The sequence below is a fragment of the Planococcus sp. BI3 genome, from assembly GCF_056680115.1.
The window spans coordinates 1011108-1028101 of record NZ_CM155266.1; the positions used below are offsets into that span (position 1 = coordinate 1011108).

18 protein-coding genes are annotated in these 16994 nt (G+C 46.8%); 2 read left to right on the top strand and 16 right to left on the bottom strand.

Annotated features, from left to right (window positions below; translation table 11 throughout):
* Nucleotides 1–94 precede the first annotated feature (94 nt).
* The 6 genes from dnaJ to lepA form a co-directional block, all read right to left on the bottom strand.
* A complete protein-coding gene (dnaJ, locus tag AC1MEO_RS05150; RefSeq protein ID WP_480334786.1) occupies nt 95–1210 on the bottom strand; it encodes a molecular chaperone DnaJ in 1116 nt (371 codons plus the stop codon).
* Between the two features lie 113 nt (nt 1211–1323).
* Nucleotides 1324–3150 carry a molecular chaperone DnaK gene (dnaK, locus tag AC1MEO_RS05155; protein WP_480334787.1) on the bottom strand — a complete coding sequence of 609 codons (1827 nt, stop codon included), beginning with the start codon at nt 3148–3150 and terminating at the stop codon, nt 1324–1326.
* A 32-nt stretch (nt 3151–3182) separates the two neighbouring features.
* Nucleotides 3183–3788 carry a nucleotide exchange factor GrpE gene (grpE, locus tag AC1MEO_RS05160; RefSeq protein WP_480334789.1) on the bottom strand — a complete coding sequence of 202 codons (606 nt, stop codon included), beginning with the start codon at nt 3786–3788 and terminating at the stop codon, nt 3183–3185.
* Between the two features lie 17 nt (nt 3789–3805).
* Complete coding sequence (gene hrcA / locus AC1MEO_RS05165; RefSeq protein WP_480334791.1) at nt 3806–4840, bottom strand: heat-inducible transcriptional repressor HrcA; 1035 nt, start codon at nt 4838–4840, stop codon at nt 3806–3808.
* Nucleotides 4841–4930: 90 nt separating this feature from the next.
* A complete protein-coding gene (gene hemW / locus AC1MEO_RS05170; RefSeq protein WP_480334792.1) occupies nt 4931–6070 on the bottom strand; it encodes a radical SAM family heme chaperone HemW in 1140 nt (379 codons plus the stop codon).
* 60 nt (nt 6071–6130) lie between these two features.
* Nucleotides 6131–7960 (bottom strand): translation elongation factor 4, encoded by a 1830-nt coding sequence (gene lepA, locus AC1MEO_RS05175; RefSeq protein ID WP_480334793.1) that lies wholly within the window; start codon nt 7958–7960, stop codon nt 6131–6133.
* Between the two features lie 215 nt (nt 7961–8175).
* Here lepA and rpsT point away from each other — a divergent pair, with 215 nt between their 5' ends.
* Nucleotides 8176–8424, top strand: a complete 249-nt coding sequence (rpsT, locus tag AC1MEO_RS05180; protein ID WP_480334794.1) for a 30S ribosomal protein S20 — start codon at nt 8176–8178, stop codon at nt 8422–8424.
* A gap of 53 nt (nt 8425–8477) precedes the next feature.
* Here rpsT and holA read toward each other — a convergent pair whose 3' ends face one another.
* A complete protein-coding gene (holA, locus tag AC1MEO_RS05185) occupies nt 8478–9506 on the bottom strand; it encodes a DNA polymerase III subunit delta (RefSeq protein WP_480334796.1) in 1029 nt (342 codons plus the stop codon).
* A 157-nt stretch (nt 9507–9663) separates the two neighbouring features.
* Between holA and AC1MEO_RS05190 the strand changes: the two genes are divergently transcribed.
* Nucleotides 9664–9798 carry a YqzM family protein gene (locus AC1MEO_RS05190; RefSeq protein ID WP_006828710.1) on the top strand — a complete coding sequence of 45 codons (135 nt, stop codon included), beginning with the start codon at nt 9664–9666 and terminating at the stop codon, nt 9796–9798.
* A gap of 208 nt (nt 9799–10006) precedes the next feature.
* Here the strand turns inward: AC1MEO_RS05190 and AC1MEO_RS05195 are convergent, their stop codons facing one another.
* From AC1MEO_RS05195 to aroE, 9 genes are all read right to left on the bottom strand, one after another.
* Nucleotides 10007–12148, bottom strand: coding sequence for a DNA internalization-related competence protein ComEC/Rec2 (locus tag AC1MEO_RS05195; RefSeq protein WP_480334797.1), 2142 nt, complete (start codon nt 12146–12148; stop codon nt 10007–10009).
* A 131-nt stretch (nt 12149–12279) separates the two neighbouring features.
* A complete protein-coding gene (locus AC1MEO_RS05200) occupies nt 12280–12852 on the bottom strand; it encodes a ComE operon protein 2 (protein WP_480334798.1) in 573 nt (190 codons plus the stop codon).
* 82 nt (nt 12853–12934) lie between these two features.
* On the bottom strand, nt 12935–13489 hold the full coding sequence (locus tag AC1MEO_RS05205) for a helix-hairpin-helix domain-containing protein (protein ID WP_480334799.1): 555 nt from the start codon (nt 13487–13489) through the stop codon (nt 12935–12937).
* 202 nt (nt 13490–13691) lie between these two features.
* The gene (locus AC1MEO_RS05210) at nt 13692–14417 is read right to left on the bottom strand and encodes a class I SAM-dependent DNA methyltransferase (protein WP_480334800.1); all 726 of its coding nucleotides are present in this window, start codon (nt 14415–14417) and stop codon (nt 13692–13694) included.
* Nucleotides 14414–14752: a ribosome silencing factor gene (rsfS, locus tag AC1MEO_RS05215; protein ID WP_006828715.1), complete on the bottom strand. Its 339-nt coding sequence runs from the start codon at nt 14750–14752 to the stop codon at nt 14414–14416. Before rsfS ends, AC1MEO_RS05210 begins: the two co-directional genes overlap by 4 nt.
* The gene (yqeK, locus tag AC1MEO_RS05220) at nt 14749–15324 is read right to left on the bottom strand and encodes a bis(5'-nucleosyl)-tetraphosphatase (symmetrical) YqeK (protein ID WP_480334802.1); all 576 of its coding nucleotides are present in this window, start codon (nt 15322–15324) and stop codon (nt 14749–14751) included. The genes rsfS and yqeK overlap by 4 nt, the downstream gene beginning before the upstream one ends.
* The gene (locus tag AC1MEO_RS05225; protein ID WP_480334803.1) at nt 15293–15880 is read right to left on the bottom strand and encodes a nicotinate-nucleotide adenylyltransferase; all 588 of its coding nucleotides are present in this window, start codon (nt 15878–15880) and stop codon (nt 15293–15295) included. Before AC1MEO_RS05225 ends, yqeK begins: the two co-directional genes overlap by 32 nt.
* On the bottom strand, nt 15877–16176 hold the full coding sequence (gene yhbY / locus AC1MEO_RS05230) for a ribosome assembly RNA-binding protein YhbY (protein ID WP_480334804.1): 300 nt from the start codon (nt 16174–16176) through the stop codon (nt 15877–15879). Before yhbY ends, AC1MEO_RS05225 begins: the two co-directional genes overlap by 4 nt.
* Nucleotides 16163–16990: a shikimate dehydrogenase gene (gene aroE / locus AC1MEO_RS05235; protein WP_480334805.1), complete on the bottom strand. Its 828-nt coding sequence runs from the start codon at nt 16988–16990 to the stop codon at nt 16163–16165. The genes yhbY and aroE overlap by 14 nt, the downstream gene beginning before the upstream one ends.
* Between the last annotated feature and the right edge of the window lie 4 nt (nt 16991–16994).

The window sequence follows — 16994 nt, forward strand, 5'->3', positions numbered from 1 at the left end:
AAGACTCCTGCTTTTCGCAAGAGTCTACTGTTTGTAAAACCTAAATTGCTTTACTGACCATAAACAAGGAATTCTTCCTTATTTCCAGCTCGAATCAATCACCTTTAATTGTGCGTTTGATTTTTTCAAAAAGAGAGCTGCTGTGTTCTTCCGGAATATCTCCGCTGATTTCAGCAAATTCACGTAAAAGTTGCTTTTGCTTTTCGCTGAGTTTTGTCTGTGTTTTGATGCGGACGATGACATGCTGGTCACCCGTTCCGTAGCCATGGACATTTTTGACGCCTTTGCCTTTTAGGCGGAAACGTGCTCCACTCTGTGTTCCGGCAGGGATTTTCAATTTCACTTTGCCGGAAATGGTTGGCACTTCAATTTCGTCACCCAAAGCAGCTTGTGGATAGGTGATGGAAATATCCAAGTAAATATCATCGCCGTCGCGCTGGAACTGTTTATGCGGTCTTACGCGGAAAACAACATACAGATCGCCGGCAGGTCCCCCGTTGACGCCTGGTGCCCCTTGGCCTGTAACACGCAATTGCTGGCCATCGTCGACACCGGCTGGGATCGTGACTTTGATTTTCTTGACTTTCCGTACTTTGCCTTCACCGCGGCAAGTTGTACATTTTTCTTCGATGATCTGTCCGGTGCCTTCACAATGCTGGCAGGCACGGCGATTGACCATACGGCCGAAAGGAGTATCCTGTGTCACATTCATCTGGCCAGAGCCTTCACAATATGGACATGTTTTCTTCTTGGTTCCAGGCTTAGCGCCAGAACCGTCACAAGTATCGCATGTTTCATCTTTCGGAATTTCAACTTCCGATTCTTTCCCGAACACGGCATCCATGAAATCGATGGTCATCGAATACTGCAGGTCATCGCCTTTGCGTGGAGCATTCGGGTCACGGCGTCTCGAACCGCCGCCAAAGAACGTGCTGAAGATATCGTCGAAACCGAATCCGTCGGCTCCGCCAGCACCACCAAAGCCCTGGTTCGGATCCTGATGGCCGTATTGATCGTATTGCGAACGTTTTTGTTCGTCACTCAATACTTCATACGCGTCTTTTATTTCCTGGAATTTCTCGGAAGCATTTGCATCTTTATTGATATCTGGATGGAACTTTTTCGATAAAGTCCGGTAAGCTTTTTTTATTTCTTCTTTAGAAGCAGACTTGGATACGCCTAATACTTCATAATAATCCCGCTTATTCATAAGTCACTCTCCCTCTAGCAATCAATTGTTATTGTACACGGTTTAAATCGCTGTTGCAAAGACATTGAAAAAGCCAAAGCATGTTGCTTTGCTTTGACTTTTCCATGTTTTTCTTATTTTTTGTCGTCGTTTACTTCTTCGAACTCAGCATCGACTATATCGTCGTTGCCTGGCGCTTGGCCATCGCCCTGTGCCGCTTGCTGAGCTGCTGTTGCCTGCTCATAAGCTTTCATTGACAAGCCTTGCAGGATTTCCTGAAGTTTGTCTTTTTTCTCACGGATGTCTTCAATATTATCTGACTCCAATGCCGCTTTCAGTTCATCGCGCGCATCTTCCGCTTGTTTTTTCTCTTCTTCAGAAACAGCTTCACCAAGATCAGTGATTGTTTTGTCAGTTGTGAAGACAGCTTGGTCCGCTTCGTTGCGAAGTTCCACTTCTTCTTTCACTTTTTCATCAGCTTCTGCGTTTTCTTCCGCTTCTTTGATCATGCGATCGATTTCATCGTCTGTCAAAGAAGTGTTGGATTGAATGGTGATGGTCTGCTCTTTTTGCGTACCAAGATCTTTCGCTTTTACGCTGACGATACCGTTTTTATCGATATCAAAGCTTACTTCAATTTGTGGCACGCCGCGTTGTGCTGGCGGAATATCAGCCAATTGGAAACGGCCGAGCGTTTTGTTGGATGCTGCCATCGGGCGCTCCCCTTGCAATACATGGATATCCACAGCTGGCTGGTTGTCAGCGGCAGTTGAGAATGTCTGTGATTTTGAAGTCGGGATTGTTGTGTTGCGCTCAATCAGTTTCGTGAATACGCCGCCCATTGTTTCAATACCAAGCGATAATGGCGTTACATCCAATAATACAACATCTTTAACATCACCAGTCAAAACGCCGCCCTGAACTGCTGCGCCCATTGCCACAACTTCATCCGGGTTAACGCCTTTATGCGGATCTTGGCCTGTTTCTTTCTTGACTGCTTCTTGTACAGCCGGGATGCGTGTAGATCCACCGACAAGGATAACGCGGTCAAGTTCAGAAGCTGAAATTCCAGCATCTTTCAATGCTTGGCGAGTAGGTCCCATTGTACGTTCAACTAATGAAGAAGTTAGCTCATCAAATTTCGCACGGCTCATTGTAACTTCCAAGTGAAGCGGTCCCGCTTCTCCTGCAGTGATAAACGGCAATGAGATTTGAGTTGAAGAAACACCGGAAAGATCTTTTTTAGCTTTTTCAGCAGCGTCTTTCAGGCGCTGTGTCGCCATTTTGTCTTTAGATAAGTCGATGCCGTTTTCTTTCTTGAATTCCTGCACCAAGTAATCGATGATCAATTTGTCGAAATCATCGCCGCCCAGACGGTTATCGCCGGCAGTTGATTTTACTTCAAATACGCCATCGCCAAGTTCAAGGATCGATACGTCGAATGTACCGCCGCCAAGATCATAGACAAGTACCGTTTCATCTTTGTCCATTTTATCCAGGCCGTATGCAAGTGCTGCTGCAGTCGGCTCGTTGATGATCCGTTCCACTTCAAGACCAGCAATGCGTCCAGCGTCTTTAGTTGCCTGGCGCTCTGCGTCATTGAAATAAGCAGGAACTGTGATAACCGCTCTTGTAACTTTTTCGCCAAGGTATTCTTCGGCATAGCCTTTAAGGTATTGAAGAATCATTGCAGAAATTTCCTGTGGCGTATATTCTTTGCCTTCAGCAGTCACTTTTTGCTGAGTACCCATCAAACGTTTAACAGACTGGATCGTGTTCGGATTAGTGATGGATTGGCGTTTTGCCACTTCGCCGACTTGGCGTTCACCGTTTTTGAAAGCTACTACAGAAGGCGTTGTGCGGTTGCCTTCCGGATTTGGAATGATTTTTGGTTCGCCGCCTTCTAATACTGCGACTGCTGAGTTAGTTGTACCTAAGTCAATACCGATAATTTTGCTCATGTTTAAATTCCTCCAATGTTTTATTTGTTTATTTACTCGTTTACTTTAACCATTGCCGGGCGAAGAACTCTGCCCTTCAGGACATAGCCTTTTTGCAATTCCTGCAGGACTGTTCCAGGTTCAGAGGAATCGTCGTTTTCCTGCATAACTGCTTGATGGAAATTCGGATCGAATGGTTCGCCGACCGCTTTGATTTCCTCCAGGCCTTCACGGCTCACTGCTTCGACCAAGGATTTTTGCACCATCTCGACGCCTTTCAGCAAGGAAGCGGCTTCTTCACTGGTGGTTTGAAGCGATAAGGCACGCTCGAAATTATCCAGGACCGGCAGGATATCCGCCAGCAGAGATTGCGAGCGGAATTTATTGGATAGTTCTTTGTCTATCTGCGCACGCCGTTTGAAATTATCATAATCGGCAAGCAAGCGCAAATACTTGTTTTCCTGTGCTTCAAGCTGCTCACGAAGCTCTTCAGCTTCATCCACAATTCCCTGCTCTTCTACAGCAGAAAGATCGATTTCAGGAGTTTCTGAATCGGCCAAATCAGGCTGATTTTCCTTCTCTGTGACCGGCTGTTTTACTTTTGTATCTTCAGGAGCTGCATTTTCTTCGGTTTTTAATGGTTCATTTTTTTTAGACAAATTTGTTCCTCCTTTGTTCACGTTCCCTTAAAGATGCGGGTCAGCTCTTTCGATAAATCACCGCTTAACAGATCCAATATGGAAACGATGCGTTTATAATCCATCCGTTTTGGGCCGATGATGGCGATAGAGCCCGTCTGTTCTTCACCGATATCATACGACACCGTGATGACACTGCAGTCTTCCATTGCCGACAGCACGTTTTCCGAGCCGATGCGAATGTGGAGGCCTTGGCTTCCAACCGGCAAAATCATCGGAATGTGCTTGGCTTCTTCCATTACATCCATCAAATTCCTGATTTTTTGAAGATCGTGAAAATCCGGTTGTTTCAGGATGTTGAGCTTTCCGCCATAATAGACGTTTTCATCCGGATGCGGCAATAAAACCGCTTGTCTGAACGTATGAAACAGCTCGCCATAACGTTCTACATGCTGCTTTAAAATCGTCAAGGTCTCTTGTTCCAGACGCAGATGCAGATTGTTCAGCGATACACCGACCAGCCGTTCGTTAAGGATATTCGCCATCTTCTCAATATCCGACGGGTTGAGCCCCGGCGGAATGGAAAACATCCGATTTTCCACATGGCCCGAATCCGTGACGATAATCGCAACTGCCGCGTCTTGCGTCAATGGCACAATCGATAATTTCTTGACGATGTGCCTGCGTACATCAGGCCCCAGTAAAATGGAGGTGTAATTGGTCAATTCCGAAAGAATCATTGCAGAGCGTTTAATGACTTCTTCTGTCTCTGTCAGTTTTTCTTCGAAAATCGAACGCAATTGCACGATATCCTGTTGCGGCAGCGGCCTTGGCGTCAGCAAATGGTCGACATAATAGCGGTATCCCTTCTCTGAAGGAATGCGGCCGGAAGACGTGTGGGTTTTTTCCAGAAAGCCCATGCCTTCCAAATCCGCCATTTCATTGCGTATAGTCGCCGGACTGAAAGGGATTTCGGGTTTCTTGGAGAGTTGGTTCGATCCTACCGGCTGAGCTGATTGAATATAATCATCCACTGTCACCTTTAAGATGAGCAGTTGCCGTTCTGTTAACATGATCATCACCTCTGTTAGCACTCTACCTACCTGAGTGCTAATACTACATTAAAATTAACAAATATAATGATCCTTGTCAACGGAAGAGCTTTACGCCAATAAAAATTGTTCAAATACTTCGTTTCCGACAAATCGGCCTTTTTTGGTCAGCCTGATAAAGCCGCCGGCAATCTCCAGATTTTTCTTGGCGATTTCCTTCTCCAAGATACTGCCGTAAACCTCCTGCATCGGTTTTTGGAACTTTTCCTGAAAATGAAGCAAGGAAACGCCTTTTGTTTTCCGGAGACCCAGGAACATCTCCTCTTCCATTTTTTCATGGACCGGCACTTCATGCGTACTGAGGATCGGGCGTTCACCCGCATCCAATGGTTCCATGTATTTCTTCAACGGACCGGCATTCGAATAACGCACGCCATCCACATAGCCATGGGCACCAGCGCCCACGCCGATATATTCGACATTGTCCCAATACAATAAATTATGGTGCGACTCGTGGCCTGGACGCGCAAAATTGGAGATTTCGTATTGCTTCAAACCGCGGCTGTCCATTCTATTCATCAGCTTGTCGTACATATCGGCTTCCAGATCTTCGGTAACGGTGTTGAGTTTGCCTTTTGTCATTAAATTATAGAAAACGGTTTTCGGTTCAATGATCAGTGAATACGCTGAGAAATGCGGCAAATCAAAAGCGAATGCCTGATCCAGTGTATCGTCCCATTGCTGCATGGTCTGCCCGGGCAAGCCATACATCAAGTCAAAGCTCAAATTCTCAAAGCCGACCAGGCGGGCTGAATCGACTGCGCGTTTCACGTCTGAGTTGCTATGGGTACGGCCCAGCCGCTTCAACAGGTCCTCGTCAAACGACTGGACGCCCATGCTTAAGCGGTTGACGCCTCCGTCAAACAGCACCTGCATCTTGTCTTTGGTCAGTTCATCCGGATTGGCTTCTGATGTCCATTCAAGGTTAGCGGCCATTGGCACATAAAGATGAATATAGCCCAGCAGCTTCTCCAATTGAAGCGGAGTCAGAGATGTCGGGGTGCCGCCCCCTAGAAAAATCGTTTCCAGCGGCTTGTCGAGTGCGCCTTGCTGTTTCCATAATGCCAGTTCTTTGCCCACTGAATCAATATAGGCATCCACAGGCTGATCTTTGAAGAAGACTTTATTGAAATCGCAGTAAAAACAGATTTGGTGGCAGAATGGAATATGGATGTACAATCCTTTTACCATTTTTATTTCCTCATTTCTAATAAGAAAAGGAGGCTGAAATTCCCGCCTCCTTTTTTTCGTTTATTTTGATTGGTCGTCCATTTTCAGGATAGCCATGAATGCTTCTTGTGGAACTTCGACAGATCCAACCTGCTTCATGCGCTTTTTACCTTCTTTTTGCTTATCAAGAAGTTTCCGTTTACGGGAAATGTCTCCCCCGTAACATTTGGCAAGGACGTTTTTGCGTATCGCACTGATCGTTTGGCGCGCAACGATTTTCTGGCCGATGGCGGCTTGAATCGGCACTTCGAACTGCTGGCGCGGAATCAGGTTCTTCAATTTTTCAACGATGACTTTGCCGCGTTCATAAGCAAAATCGCGGTGGACGATAAAGCTCAATGCATCCACCTGTTCCGTATTCAGGAGAATATCCATCTTGACGAGTTTAGATTCCTTGTAGCCGATCAATTCGTAGTCAAACGAAGCGTAGCCTTTCGTGCCTGACTTTAGTTGATCGAAGAAATCATAGACAATTTCAGCCAAAGGCAACTCATAGATGATGCTGACACGGCTGTCATCGACATAATCCATCGTCAGGAAATTGCCGCGTTTGCGCTGGCAGATTTCCATGACCGCTCCGACGTAATCATTTGGCACCATGACCGTCGCTTTAACGTAAGGCTCTTCCACAACCTGGATTTTCTGTGCATCCGGCATCATGGCAGGGTTGTCGATTTTCAGCACTTCGCCGTCCGTCATATGGACATTGTAAATTACGCTTGGAGCCGTAGTGATCAAATCAATGCTGAACTCGCGCTCAATGCGTTCCTGGATGATTTCCATATGCAACAGGCCAAGGAAACCGCAACGGTAGCCAAAACCAAGTGCTTGGGAAGATTCCGGTTCGAACTGCAAGGCGGCATCGTTCAATTCCAACTTCTCCAATGCGTCGCGCAAATCATTGTATTTCGATGTATCGATCGGGTACATGCCGCAATAGACCATCGGGTTTAACCGGCGGTAGCCCGGCAAAGCCTCTTTTGCCGGATTATTGGCCAGCGTAATGGTATCGCCGACCGTCGAATCGCCGACATTTTTAATAGCCGCAGTCAAGAAGCCAACATCGCCGACCGTCAATTCGTCACGGAGAATGGCATGAGGAGTGAAAACACCCGCTTCGATGACTTCAAACTCTTTTCCGGAAGCCATCATCTTGATGCGGTCGCCGGGTTTAACGGTTCCTTCAACAATTCGGATATACGCGACAATGCCGCGATACGGATCGTAAAGAGAATCAAAAATCAGAGCCTTCAATGGTGCACTCGGGTCACCGGTTGGGGCAGGGACTTTTGCGACGATCTGTTCAAGAATGTCTTCAATGCCGATTCCTGATTTTGCTGATGCAAGTACAGCTTCAGAAGCATCCAGTCCGATGACTTCTTCAATTTCCTGGCGGACACGCTCCGGGTCAGCGGCAGGCAAATCGATTTTATTGATGACCGGCAGGATCTCCAGGTCATTGTCCAATGCCAGGTAGACGTTCGCTAAGGTCTGCGCTTCAATCCCCTGGGCTGCATCGACAACCAATACAGCGCCTTCACAGGCAGCCAGGCTTCGTGACACCTCGTAGGTGAAGTCGACATGTCCAGGCGTGTCGATCAAATGCATAATATAGATTTCTCCATCTTTGGCTTTATAATTAAGCTGGACAGCATTCAATTTAATGGTAATGCCGCGTTCCCGTTCAAGATCCATGGAATCCAGTGACTGAGCTTTCATTTCTCGTGTGGTCAACGCTTTCGTCATTTCTAAAATACGGTCTGCAAGCGTAGACTTGCCATGGTCAATGTGCGCAATAATCGAAAAGTTGCGGATTTTGCTTTGACGGGATAATCTTTCCTCATTATTCATTCTCTTCACTCCTATATAAACTACTATGAATTATAGCAGTACAGCAAGCATTGAGCAATAAAAGCTCCCGAATTCATTTTGGTGTCAAGGCAAACTTCTTTGCACGTAACTATTGCATTCCTTTCGCTGATTTGATAAAATAACTCATGTTGTATAGAGACATTAAAGAGTAGGGATGATTTCCTCTCTTTCATATTGTCTAGGAGGTGAAAGATATGCCAAACATTAAATCTGCAATCAAACGTGTGCGTACGAACGACACTAAAAACGCTCAAAACTCACATGTGAAATCAGCAATGCGTTCTTCTATTAAGAAAGCTGAAACAGCTTTGACTAATAAAGACGAAAACGCTAGCGATTCTGTAAAAGCGGCGATTAAACAAGTGGAAAAAGCGGCTTCTAAAGGCTTGATCCATAGAAATACTGCATCCCGTAAAAAAGCTCGCTTGATGAAACAAGCGTAAAACTTAAAAAAAGCCGGTTCCTCTAGAGGAACCGGCTTTTTTTCTATTGTTTTTCAGCGTTTGGCTTGTCCGCCGCGCTTCATCAGGAAAAATTCCAAAATGCGGTCGCGGTTGCCGCTGACTGTTTTCAGCTGCAAATCAATAGCTGCCAAATCACCGAGCACCTGCAGCAGCCGTTTCTCGGAAATCTGCTGGCGTTTTTCCACCAGCAGCTTGACGCGGTACGGATGGGCTTTCAATTGCTTCGAAATCTGTTGCGCGTGATAGCCTTTTTTCTGCAAATAATAGACCTGGATCATAAAACGGATCTGCGAGGCCAACAGAGCCGTCAGCGCAACCGGCTCTTCTTTTTGCCGCAACAGATCGTAATAAACGCTGAGTGCTCCGCTGACGTCGCCGTCCAAATACGACTGCAGCATTTTGAAAGCATCCTGCTCGAGCGTCCGAGCGGTCATCGCCTCTACCAGTTCCACGGTGATGTCGCCTTCTGCGTCCCCAAGGTACAAGGACATCTTCTCGATTTCCGAAGACAGCAGCGTCAGGTTGGTGCCGGCCATCTCCATCAGCCGCTGTGCTGCCTTAAGATCGATGCCTTTGCCGAAACTTTTGGCTTCGTGCATCAGCCAGCTTTCCAAATCATTCGTCTGGAGTGATTTAGCTTCCACCAGGACAGTGTGCTGCTTCATCAGTTTGGTCACTTTTTTGCGTTCGTCCAGCTTTTCATAAGGCGCCACAAAAATCGTCACAGAACTGCCGGGTGGATGTTCCAGCCAGGCTTCCAACGCCTTCAAGTCATGGTTGATTTTTTCTTTTCCGCGTTCCGCCGCTTTCAGGAACGACGCATTCCGCGCAATGATCAGCTTGCGGTCGCTGAAAAAGGGAATGGTATCCGCTTCATCAATGACGTGGTCGACAGGCACTTCATCCAAATCAAAAAAAGTCAGCTCCAATTCGCCGCCATCCGTTAATTTATCTTTTAATAAATCTAAAGTTTTTTCGATAAAATAGCTTTCTGTTCCTACAATGAGATAAACAGGGTCTATTTGTCCGCTGCGTATGGATTTCCACACGGAAGTAATCATCTTATCAGCCTCCCCTCCCTCTACTATATCGGATTTTTGCCGCTTTGGGTATTTGACAGTTATGTGTCGGCGCATAAATTACTCGGTTTAAGTCCACTTCAATCTAGATTTTTGCTTTGTCTTCGCTTATAATTAGAAGGAATTAGGAGGGATTTCAATGAATGAATTTGAACAGAATGTACAGTCCAAGCGTAACGATGCAATCGACGCAGGTATGGGCTTCGTCGTATCCTTTGGATTTTTCGCCCTTATCTTTATCATTGCTGGAGTTGTACAGTTCGCAGCACGGTAATTAACTCAAAAAAGGTTCCGGTCATCTAATGACCCGGAACCTTTTTTTGTTGTCTATATAATATGAATGATACTCAACCGCCCCGGCGCTAAGAGATTCACTTTACTAGCCATGACCGTATATTTCTTCATTCACACACTAGCAGGTACGGATCCAAATAGCGGCTGTGAAAGATTAGCAGTTCAACTTATATAGCTCCGTTTTTTTATCACCGCATGGTTTCCAACTCCAGCTCTCCTTTATCATAGAGCAATCGGATGGTGCCATTTTCTGCGGTGTTCAGCGTTTCGAGTTCCAACTCGGCGAACCGTTCCACCACTTCGGGGCTTGGATGGCCATAGCGATTGTCCGCGCCAGTTGAGAAAATCGACAGTGAAGGCGAAAGCGCAGCGAGGAACTCCTCACTGCTGGACGTCTTGCTGCCATGATGGCCCACTTTCAATATGGTCAGTCCGGCGAGTTCGTTGCCATAAGGCTCCAGCAGATCCTTCTCACCTCCCGCTTCCAGGTCGCCGGTAAATAAAATCCGGTAGTCCCCGGTCTTCATCAACAGCACCAGCGAATCATTATTGCCTTCGTACTCCGCATCCTTTGGCGATAAATAAGTGAACTGAGTCTCTCCCACCGACCAATTCGAGCCCGCTCCTGGAAACACCACTTCCGTTCCAGCCGTATCCGGTGCCAACTGCACCATCAATGCATTCGATGCGGAACCTGGAGTCAGATGCAGTTCATCGACTGGGAATATCCGAAAAATTTCTTCTGCTCCTTCAGCGTGGTCTGCATCCGGATGGGAAATGATGAAAGTGTCGACCGAAGAAATCCCATTCCCTTTCAGATAAGGCGCAACAACTTGTCTGCCGATTTCATAGGGCCTTTTCTTCTCTTTAAAAGCTTCTGTATCAAAACGCAGCAGCCCACCGCTATCAATCAAATAGACGGCCTGCCGGTAAGGCAGCTCGACCAGCGCACTATCCCCCTGTCCGACATCCAGAAAAGTCACCTTCAAGCGCGGATCCATATAAGGCAATGCCGTAAACAGCAAAGCCGGCACCAATAGGATCAGCAATTGACGAAAGCGGAATTTCCGCTCAGCCGCACAATAAAATGCATAGACACTGCCCATCAGCAAAAACACGGTAAAAACTCCAGGCTTGCCTGGATTCCACAGCTGATAAGGCAAAGCCGCCAGCCAAACCATGAAACGATCGATTTCACCGCGCAACGGTTCATAAAAGTAAAAAACAAAATCGGCGGCCGGCTGAAATGCCGCTGTCAGAAGGAGCAGCAGAAAATTGGCGGGCAGGATAAGCAATGTAAACAACGGAACAAATAGGCTGTTGACCACAAACGCAGACAGCGACAGCTCAAAAAAGTGGAACAACAGCAACGGATACAGCGTCATCTGCGAGATGAACGTAATGACAAAACCCGTTTTCACAGAAGATTGGAGCTCCCCCAGAAATTTCAACGAGTAAATAATGCCGAATGTCGCGCCGTATGACAACTGAAAGCCGATTTTATACATGGCGTACGGATTCCACAGCATGAAAACGATCATACTGGTTAACATAATACTTGCAATAGACAACCGGAAGCCGAACAGCTTGCCCGCCAATACGACGGAAACCATGCCGACCGCACGCCATACAGAAGGAGCTCCGCCCGCCATCAGCGCATAAAGCGGCAGAACAACCAGCAAAAGGATGATTGCCGTCTCTTTTCGGATATGCAGCCGCACAAGAATAAAATACAACAAGCCGGATGCAATGCCGACATGCAATCCGGAAATAGCGAATAAATGAGAGATGCCCAGTGTTTGATGGACACGCTGGTCGTCAGGATCCATATTTTCCCGTTCACCGATCAGCAGGGCTTCGGCTTCTGCTGTCAGACTTTCAGGAAAATGCTCACGGATATGATGCTTCAGGGCATCTCTTCTGTTCAATAGCCGGTTGATCCATGTATCGTTGTCTCTTGCGCCATCCACCGACTGAATCGTCAATAGCGAAGCGGCCCCATTATGCTTCAGATAATCAGCCATATGGAATGAATAGCGGTGGGAAGGAGCTGAAGGGGGTTCAAAAATACCGGATACCTGAAAGACAGAGCCATCCATTAAGCCCTCCATTAGAAGCTTCTCTTCCTCCGAGCTCACGCGGTACCGCGCGTAGACGATCGTCTCATCCGCCAAGGCCGCAAACCCCCTCAAACTATCGCCGTCGATCACTGCACCCGCTCGAAAAGTCAGTTCTCCTGAATAAGGCAGCGAATAATCAAAGCCATCCTGGCTGCGTAAATCCTGCACGAGGTAAACCGCGCAGGCAATTAAAAGAATACTGATGATCAATGCCAGACTTTCCCTTTTCCAGTACATCCAACAAAAAAGCAGCGCCATGAACACGAGTTGAACCGCTGTTTCATGCGCTGCATATGTGGCAAGAGCTGTTGCTGCTGCCAGGTATAGTAAAGTAGTGGCTGTTACACTTCGATTTCTCCGAATAATTGATTCACCCGTTCGCTGTAATGGGCCAATTCTTCTTCGCTTCCGCCTTTTTCACGCAATTTCTCCAGAAGTTCGATATAGAGAGCTGATTTTTCAACACTTAAAAAATCGATTTTCCGCTCATCGAATACCACCTGCACCACTTCCACTCCCGCCTGTTCCAATAATTCAATGGCGTATTCATGGTTTTTATAGTCAGTGGCATAATACAATCGGGAAATGCCCGATTGGATAATGGACTTTGTGCATTGCAGACACGGGAAATGGCTGACATACATATCGGCACCATTGACGCTGACGCCGTATTTTGCGCATTGCAGCAAAGCATTCATCTCTGCATGGATGGTCCGGACACAATGTCCGTCAACCACGTAGCAGCCTTTATCGATGCAATGGTCGCCGCCTGAAATTGAGCCATTATAGCCGCCTGCCATAATTCTCCGGTCGCGCACAATGGTCGCTCCGACAGCCAGTCGGGTACATGTGCTTCTAAGTGCGAGCAAATGGCTTTGCGCCATGAAAAATTGGTCCCAAGTTATTCGCTTCATTTAATTGCCTCCTGCTTGTGTAGTTAAAATAAGTGTAGCAGAGGCGACAGTTTCGTCAACCGTCTTTTGTGGCACGGGTCTTCTATTTGGCGGTGATGAGATCTTTTAATTGTTCAAACGTCTTGTCGCCGATGCCCGTGACTTCCGTCAGTTCTTCCGGTGACTTGAAGCTCCCGGCTTCGTCCCGGTAAGCAAGTATGGCAGCGGCCTTTGACGGGCCGATACCGGGCAATTCCATCAATTCCGTTTCAGTAGCCAGATTGATATTGATCAGGCTGCTGCCGCCCGCTGAAGAAGCCTGTGCCACGGCAGGCAAAACGGCTTCCTCACCAGTCGCCGGTACATACAAACTTGTTTCATCCACGACAATCAACGCCAGATTGATGGCGCGGCTGTCGGCTTCTGCCGTAAATCCGCCGGCTGCATCAATGGCATCCTGCATGCGCGATCCTGCCGGCAGCTCATATACACCAGGGCTAACCACCTGGCCTTTCATATCAATCATCAATTTGGGTTCGATTACGGGATTTTCATTTTCTGGGGTTTCTGTCTGCTGAGGGGATTCAGCGTTGATCAGTTCGAGAGAAGTGGCAGGAGTTGTTTCCGCCTTTTCTTGTGGAAAGAAGAAATAAATCATCAGCAGCGCTATGGCAGCAGCGGGGATCAGCAGCCATGCGGGTTTGTTCTGAAGCTCGGAAAGTTTCAGCTGGCATTCCTCATTTCTTCAGAAGGCAATTAAATGGAAGCTGTCTGAATTATATAGTAATTCAAAGGTTCTTGTCCATCATTTTCTGACAATCAAAAAACCACCTGCAACCTGCAGATGGTTTGGGCTAATCTTATTTTTTTCTGGCATGAAAGAAAATACGTTCACTTTCTTCAGTGGGAGATTCACCCCAAAAATCGGCGGTGATCGGATCTACAGAAAACCCTGCAGCTTCCAGCCATTTCGTATAAACTTCGATAGGAAAGGTGCGCTGCTCGTGCGTTTCTTCAAAACGTTCAAACAGTCCATTCTGACGGACAAAAAACGTCATGTCATGAATTACGCTATGCGGCGATTCACCAGGCTCTGTATGCCAGATATAAGCGATTTCCTCTGCATCGTAGACAAATGGGCTCGCCATATAAACGGTATCCACTTTAAAAACGGAATGCACATCAAAGAAAAAATGGCCGCCCGGGTTTAATGCGGCGTAAACTTCCTTGAACGTCTGCTGGACCTGTTGTTCAGTCTGCAAATAATTCAAAGAGTCGATGGCAATCGTGACAAGATCAAAGCCGCTCAGCCCTTCAAGGTTGTCCATGGACAATTGAAGGACTGGAATCGACTGGTTTGCTTCCTGGAAACGCTGATTGGCGACCGTCAGCATGTCTTCAGACAAATCACTGGCGGTCACGTTATAGCCCATTTCAGCAAAGAGCTGTGACAATGTGCCGGTTCCGCACGCCACATCCAGCAATTTGCCGGACGGGGCGTGGGAAGCGACCCACTCCACATACTTTTCATAAGGAATATCCTCCATCAGTCCATCATAGACTGCGGCAAATTTTCCGTATTTCATATTTCCATTTGCGGAGCTTCTCTCCACAGACGTTCTAAATTATAATATGAGCGTTCGTCTTTATGGAAAACGTGTGCCACAACATCGCCAAGATCGACAAGGATCCAGCGCGCCGAATCAAATCCTTCGATGCTTTTTACTTCATGGCCTTCTTCATGCGCTTTGTCCATGATTTCTTTTGCAATCGACTGAACCTGGCGATCGGAATTTCCTGTGCAGATGACGAAGAAATCAGCCAATAGCGAAATTCCCTCCATATTCAAGACAACGATGTCTTCTGCTTTTTTATCTTCTGCAGCATTATAAGCTACTTGTAGTAAAGTTTCTTTAGTCATTCTTTCACTTTCCCTTTCTGTTGCACGAAGTAATTGAAACACTTCAGTGAATCCGGAAATACCGGTTGATTTTTCGATACTAAAAATTCGATGGAATGTTTGACCGAGGCTTCCATCATAACATCCAATCCCCGTTCTTCTAATTGTCGCAATTCTTCAACACCTGAAAATTTGCGGTTTGGTTCGATCAAATCGGCAATATAGACGATTTTTTCCAAATCAGACATCTCCTCGCGCCCCGTTGTATGATAACGGATTGCGTTAAGGACATCTTCATCTTCTACGCCAAATTCGGTTTTCGCCAAATAAGCGCCTACAGGTGCGTGCCAAAGTTCCGCATGATAGTCGAGCAATAAGGGATCCATCTTTTCAGAGACAATAATGGATTTCATCCACTCTTGGTCTGAAAACTTCGCTACATCGTGCAGAATCGCGGCGGTTTCAGCCTTCGATTCAGATACATCAAATTTCCGGGCAAGCCCTACAGCCGTTTCAATTACACCAAGTACATGGGTAAAGCGATTTTCAGGCAGCCGCTCTTTAACCTTCTGCAGCATTTGGTTGGAATCCATATAATCCCTCCTCTCGAATATACGCCTCTACTTTGTCAGGCACCAAAAAAGTAAGTGGCCCGCCAGAAGCGGCACGTTCTCTCAACATCGTGGATGACAACAGCAATTCAGGCGAATCGATCATCATGACCGGATAAGGTGTTTCTATATTATACCCCGGACGCTTGACTCCAATAAAGCGAATGGACTTCACCAAGTCATCGATGCGATACCAGGAAGGCAAGCCTTCCACCATATCGCCCCCGATGATAAAATAAAATTCCGTATCCGGTTCTTGTTCAATCAGCTTCGTCAGCGTATCAAAAGAATAGGAAACCCCACCGCTTTTGATTTCAACATCTTCCATCTGAAATTGCGGATGGCCGGAAATCGCCAATTGGGTCATCGCCAGCCGCTGCTGTGCAGTGGCACCCACTACATCCTTATGCGGTGCAATAAAATTGGGCATAAAGCGCACTTCGTCCAATCCGGCTGAATAGAACGCTTCATTGGCCATAATCAGATGGCCGAGATGAGGTGGATTGAAAGTTCCGCCCAGTATCCCGACTTTCTTCATCTTTTAAACGGCAGCTCGATTTTTTTATTATGGACCGATTGCTTATACAGCACTACTGTATGGCCAATCAATTGGACCAATTGGGATTTTGTGCCTTTGGCAAGCGCTTTTGCCACTTCATCTTTGCCGTCCTCGTTGTTTTGAAGAATGCTAATTTTTACCAATTCTCGTTTTTCCAATGCTTCTTTGATCTGAACGAGCATAGCATCACTGACGCCGCCTTTGCCTACCTGGAAAATCGGTGCAAGATGATGTGCTTCGCTTTTCAAAAAGCTTTTTTGTTTAGTTGTTAACATAAGTGCCTCCTAGTTTTTCTGTGATCAATTTGATCATTTTTTCAGTATCCGGCTGAATGCCTGTCCATTTCTCAAATGCAATTGCACCCTGATAGACAAACATGCCGACACCATTTAATGTAACGCAATTTTTTTCTTCAGCCCTCTTTAAAAAAGGTGTCTCCAGTGGATTGTAGATGATATCCGCCACCAAGGTTCCAGCCTTGACCTGTTCCAGTGAAATCGGCAAAGCTTCGCCTGTTGCCAAACCTACAGATGTGGTTTGGATCAGAATCGCAAATTCAGCCAAGCCCTCTTCGGAATCCTTGAGTGTGACAGCGGTACCGCCAGTTTCGGCAGCCAATTCTTCTGCCCGGCGGAATGTCCGGTTGGTGATTGTGACATCACTGAAGCCAGCGCGTTTTAACGCATAAGCAATGCCCCTTGCCGCACCACCCGCTCCGATAAGCAAAACTTTAGATGCTTTATCGACAGGGTGGACAAGCAGTGACCGGACAAAGCCGTCGCCATCCGTATTCGAACCGGTATACTGCGTTCCATCAAAATTCACCGTATTGACGGCATTCATCTGCATGGCGCTTTCTTCCAGCTTGCCAAGAAGCGGAACAATCGACTGTTTATGCGGCAGGGTGATATTAAAGCCGCTGATTCCCAGTGTTTTCATGGCTTCGAATGATTTTTCCAGCTGTGACGGTTCCACATGGATCGGAATATAGGCTGCATCAATGCCATGTTCATCGAACCATGTATCGTGCATGAATGGGGATAAGGAATGGGCAATCGGATCACCGATCACCGCGTACCATTTCTTCATCTAA

Bases quoted from the DNA above. Each gene is read 5' to 3' on its own strand.
- AC1MEO_RS05205 (WP_480334799.1), bottom strand. From the start codon at position 13,489: ATGATTTATTTCTTCTTTCCACAAGAAAAGGCGGAAACAACTCCTGCC.
- hrcA (WP_480334791.1), bottom strand. From the start codon at position 4,840: ATGTTAACAGAACGGCAACTGCTCATCTTAAAGGTGACAGTGGATGAT.
- yqeK (WP_480334802.1), bottom strand. From the start codon at position 15,324: ATGGATTCCAACCAAATGCTGCAGAAGGTTAAAGAGCGGCTGCCTGAA.
- rpsT (WP_480334794.1), top strand. From the start codon at position 8,176: ATGCCAAACATTAAATCTGCAATCAAACGTGTGCGTACGAACGACACT.
- aroE (WP_480334805.1), bottom strand. From the start codon at position 16,990: ATGAAGAAATGGTACGCGGTGATCGGTGATCCGATTGCCCATTCCTTA.
- holA (WP_480334796.1), bottom strand. From the start codon at position 9,506: ATGATTACTTCCGTGTGGAAATCCATACGCAGCGGACAAATAGACCCT.
- dnaK (WP_480334787.1), bottom strand. From the start codon at position 3,150: ATGAGCAAAATTATCGGTATTGACTTAGGTACAACTAACTCAGCAGTC.
- AC1MEO_RS05200 (WP_480334798.1), bottom strand. From the start codon at position 12,852: ATGAAGCGAATAACTTGGGACCAATTTTTCATGGCGCAAAGCCATTTG.
- yhbY (WP_480334804.1), bottom strand. From the start codon at position 16,176: ATGTTAACAACTAAACAAAAAAGCTTTTTGAAAAGCGAAGCACATCAT.
- dnaJ (WP_480334786.1), bottom strand. From the start codon at position 1,210: ATGAATAAGCGGGATTATTATGAAGTATTAGGCGTATCCAAGTCTGCT.
- AC1MEO_RS05190 (WP_006828710.1), top strand. From the start codon at position 9,664: ATGAATGAATTTGAACAGAATGTACAGTCCAAGCGTAACGATGCAATC.
- AC1MEO_RS05210 (WP_480334800.1), bottom strand. From the start codon at position 14,417: ATGAAATACGGAAAATTTGCCGCAGTCTATGATGGACTGATGGAGGAT.
- hemW (WP_480334792.1), bottom strand. From the start codon at position 6,070: ATGGTAAAAGGATTGTACATCCATATTCCATTCTGCCACCAAATCTGT.
- rsfS (WP_006828715.1), bottom strand. From the start codon at position 14,752: ATGACTAAAGAAACTTTACTACAAGTAGCTTATAATGCTGCAGAAGAT.
- lepA (WP_480334793.1), bottom strand. From the start codon at position 7,960: ATGAATAATGAGGAAAGATTATCCCGTCAAAGCAAAATCCGCAACTTT.
- AC1MEO_RS05225 (WP_480334803.1), bottom strand. From the start codon at position 15,880: ATGAAGAAAGTCGGGATACTGGGCGGAACTTTCAATCCACCTCATCTC.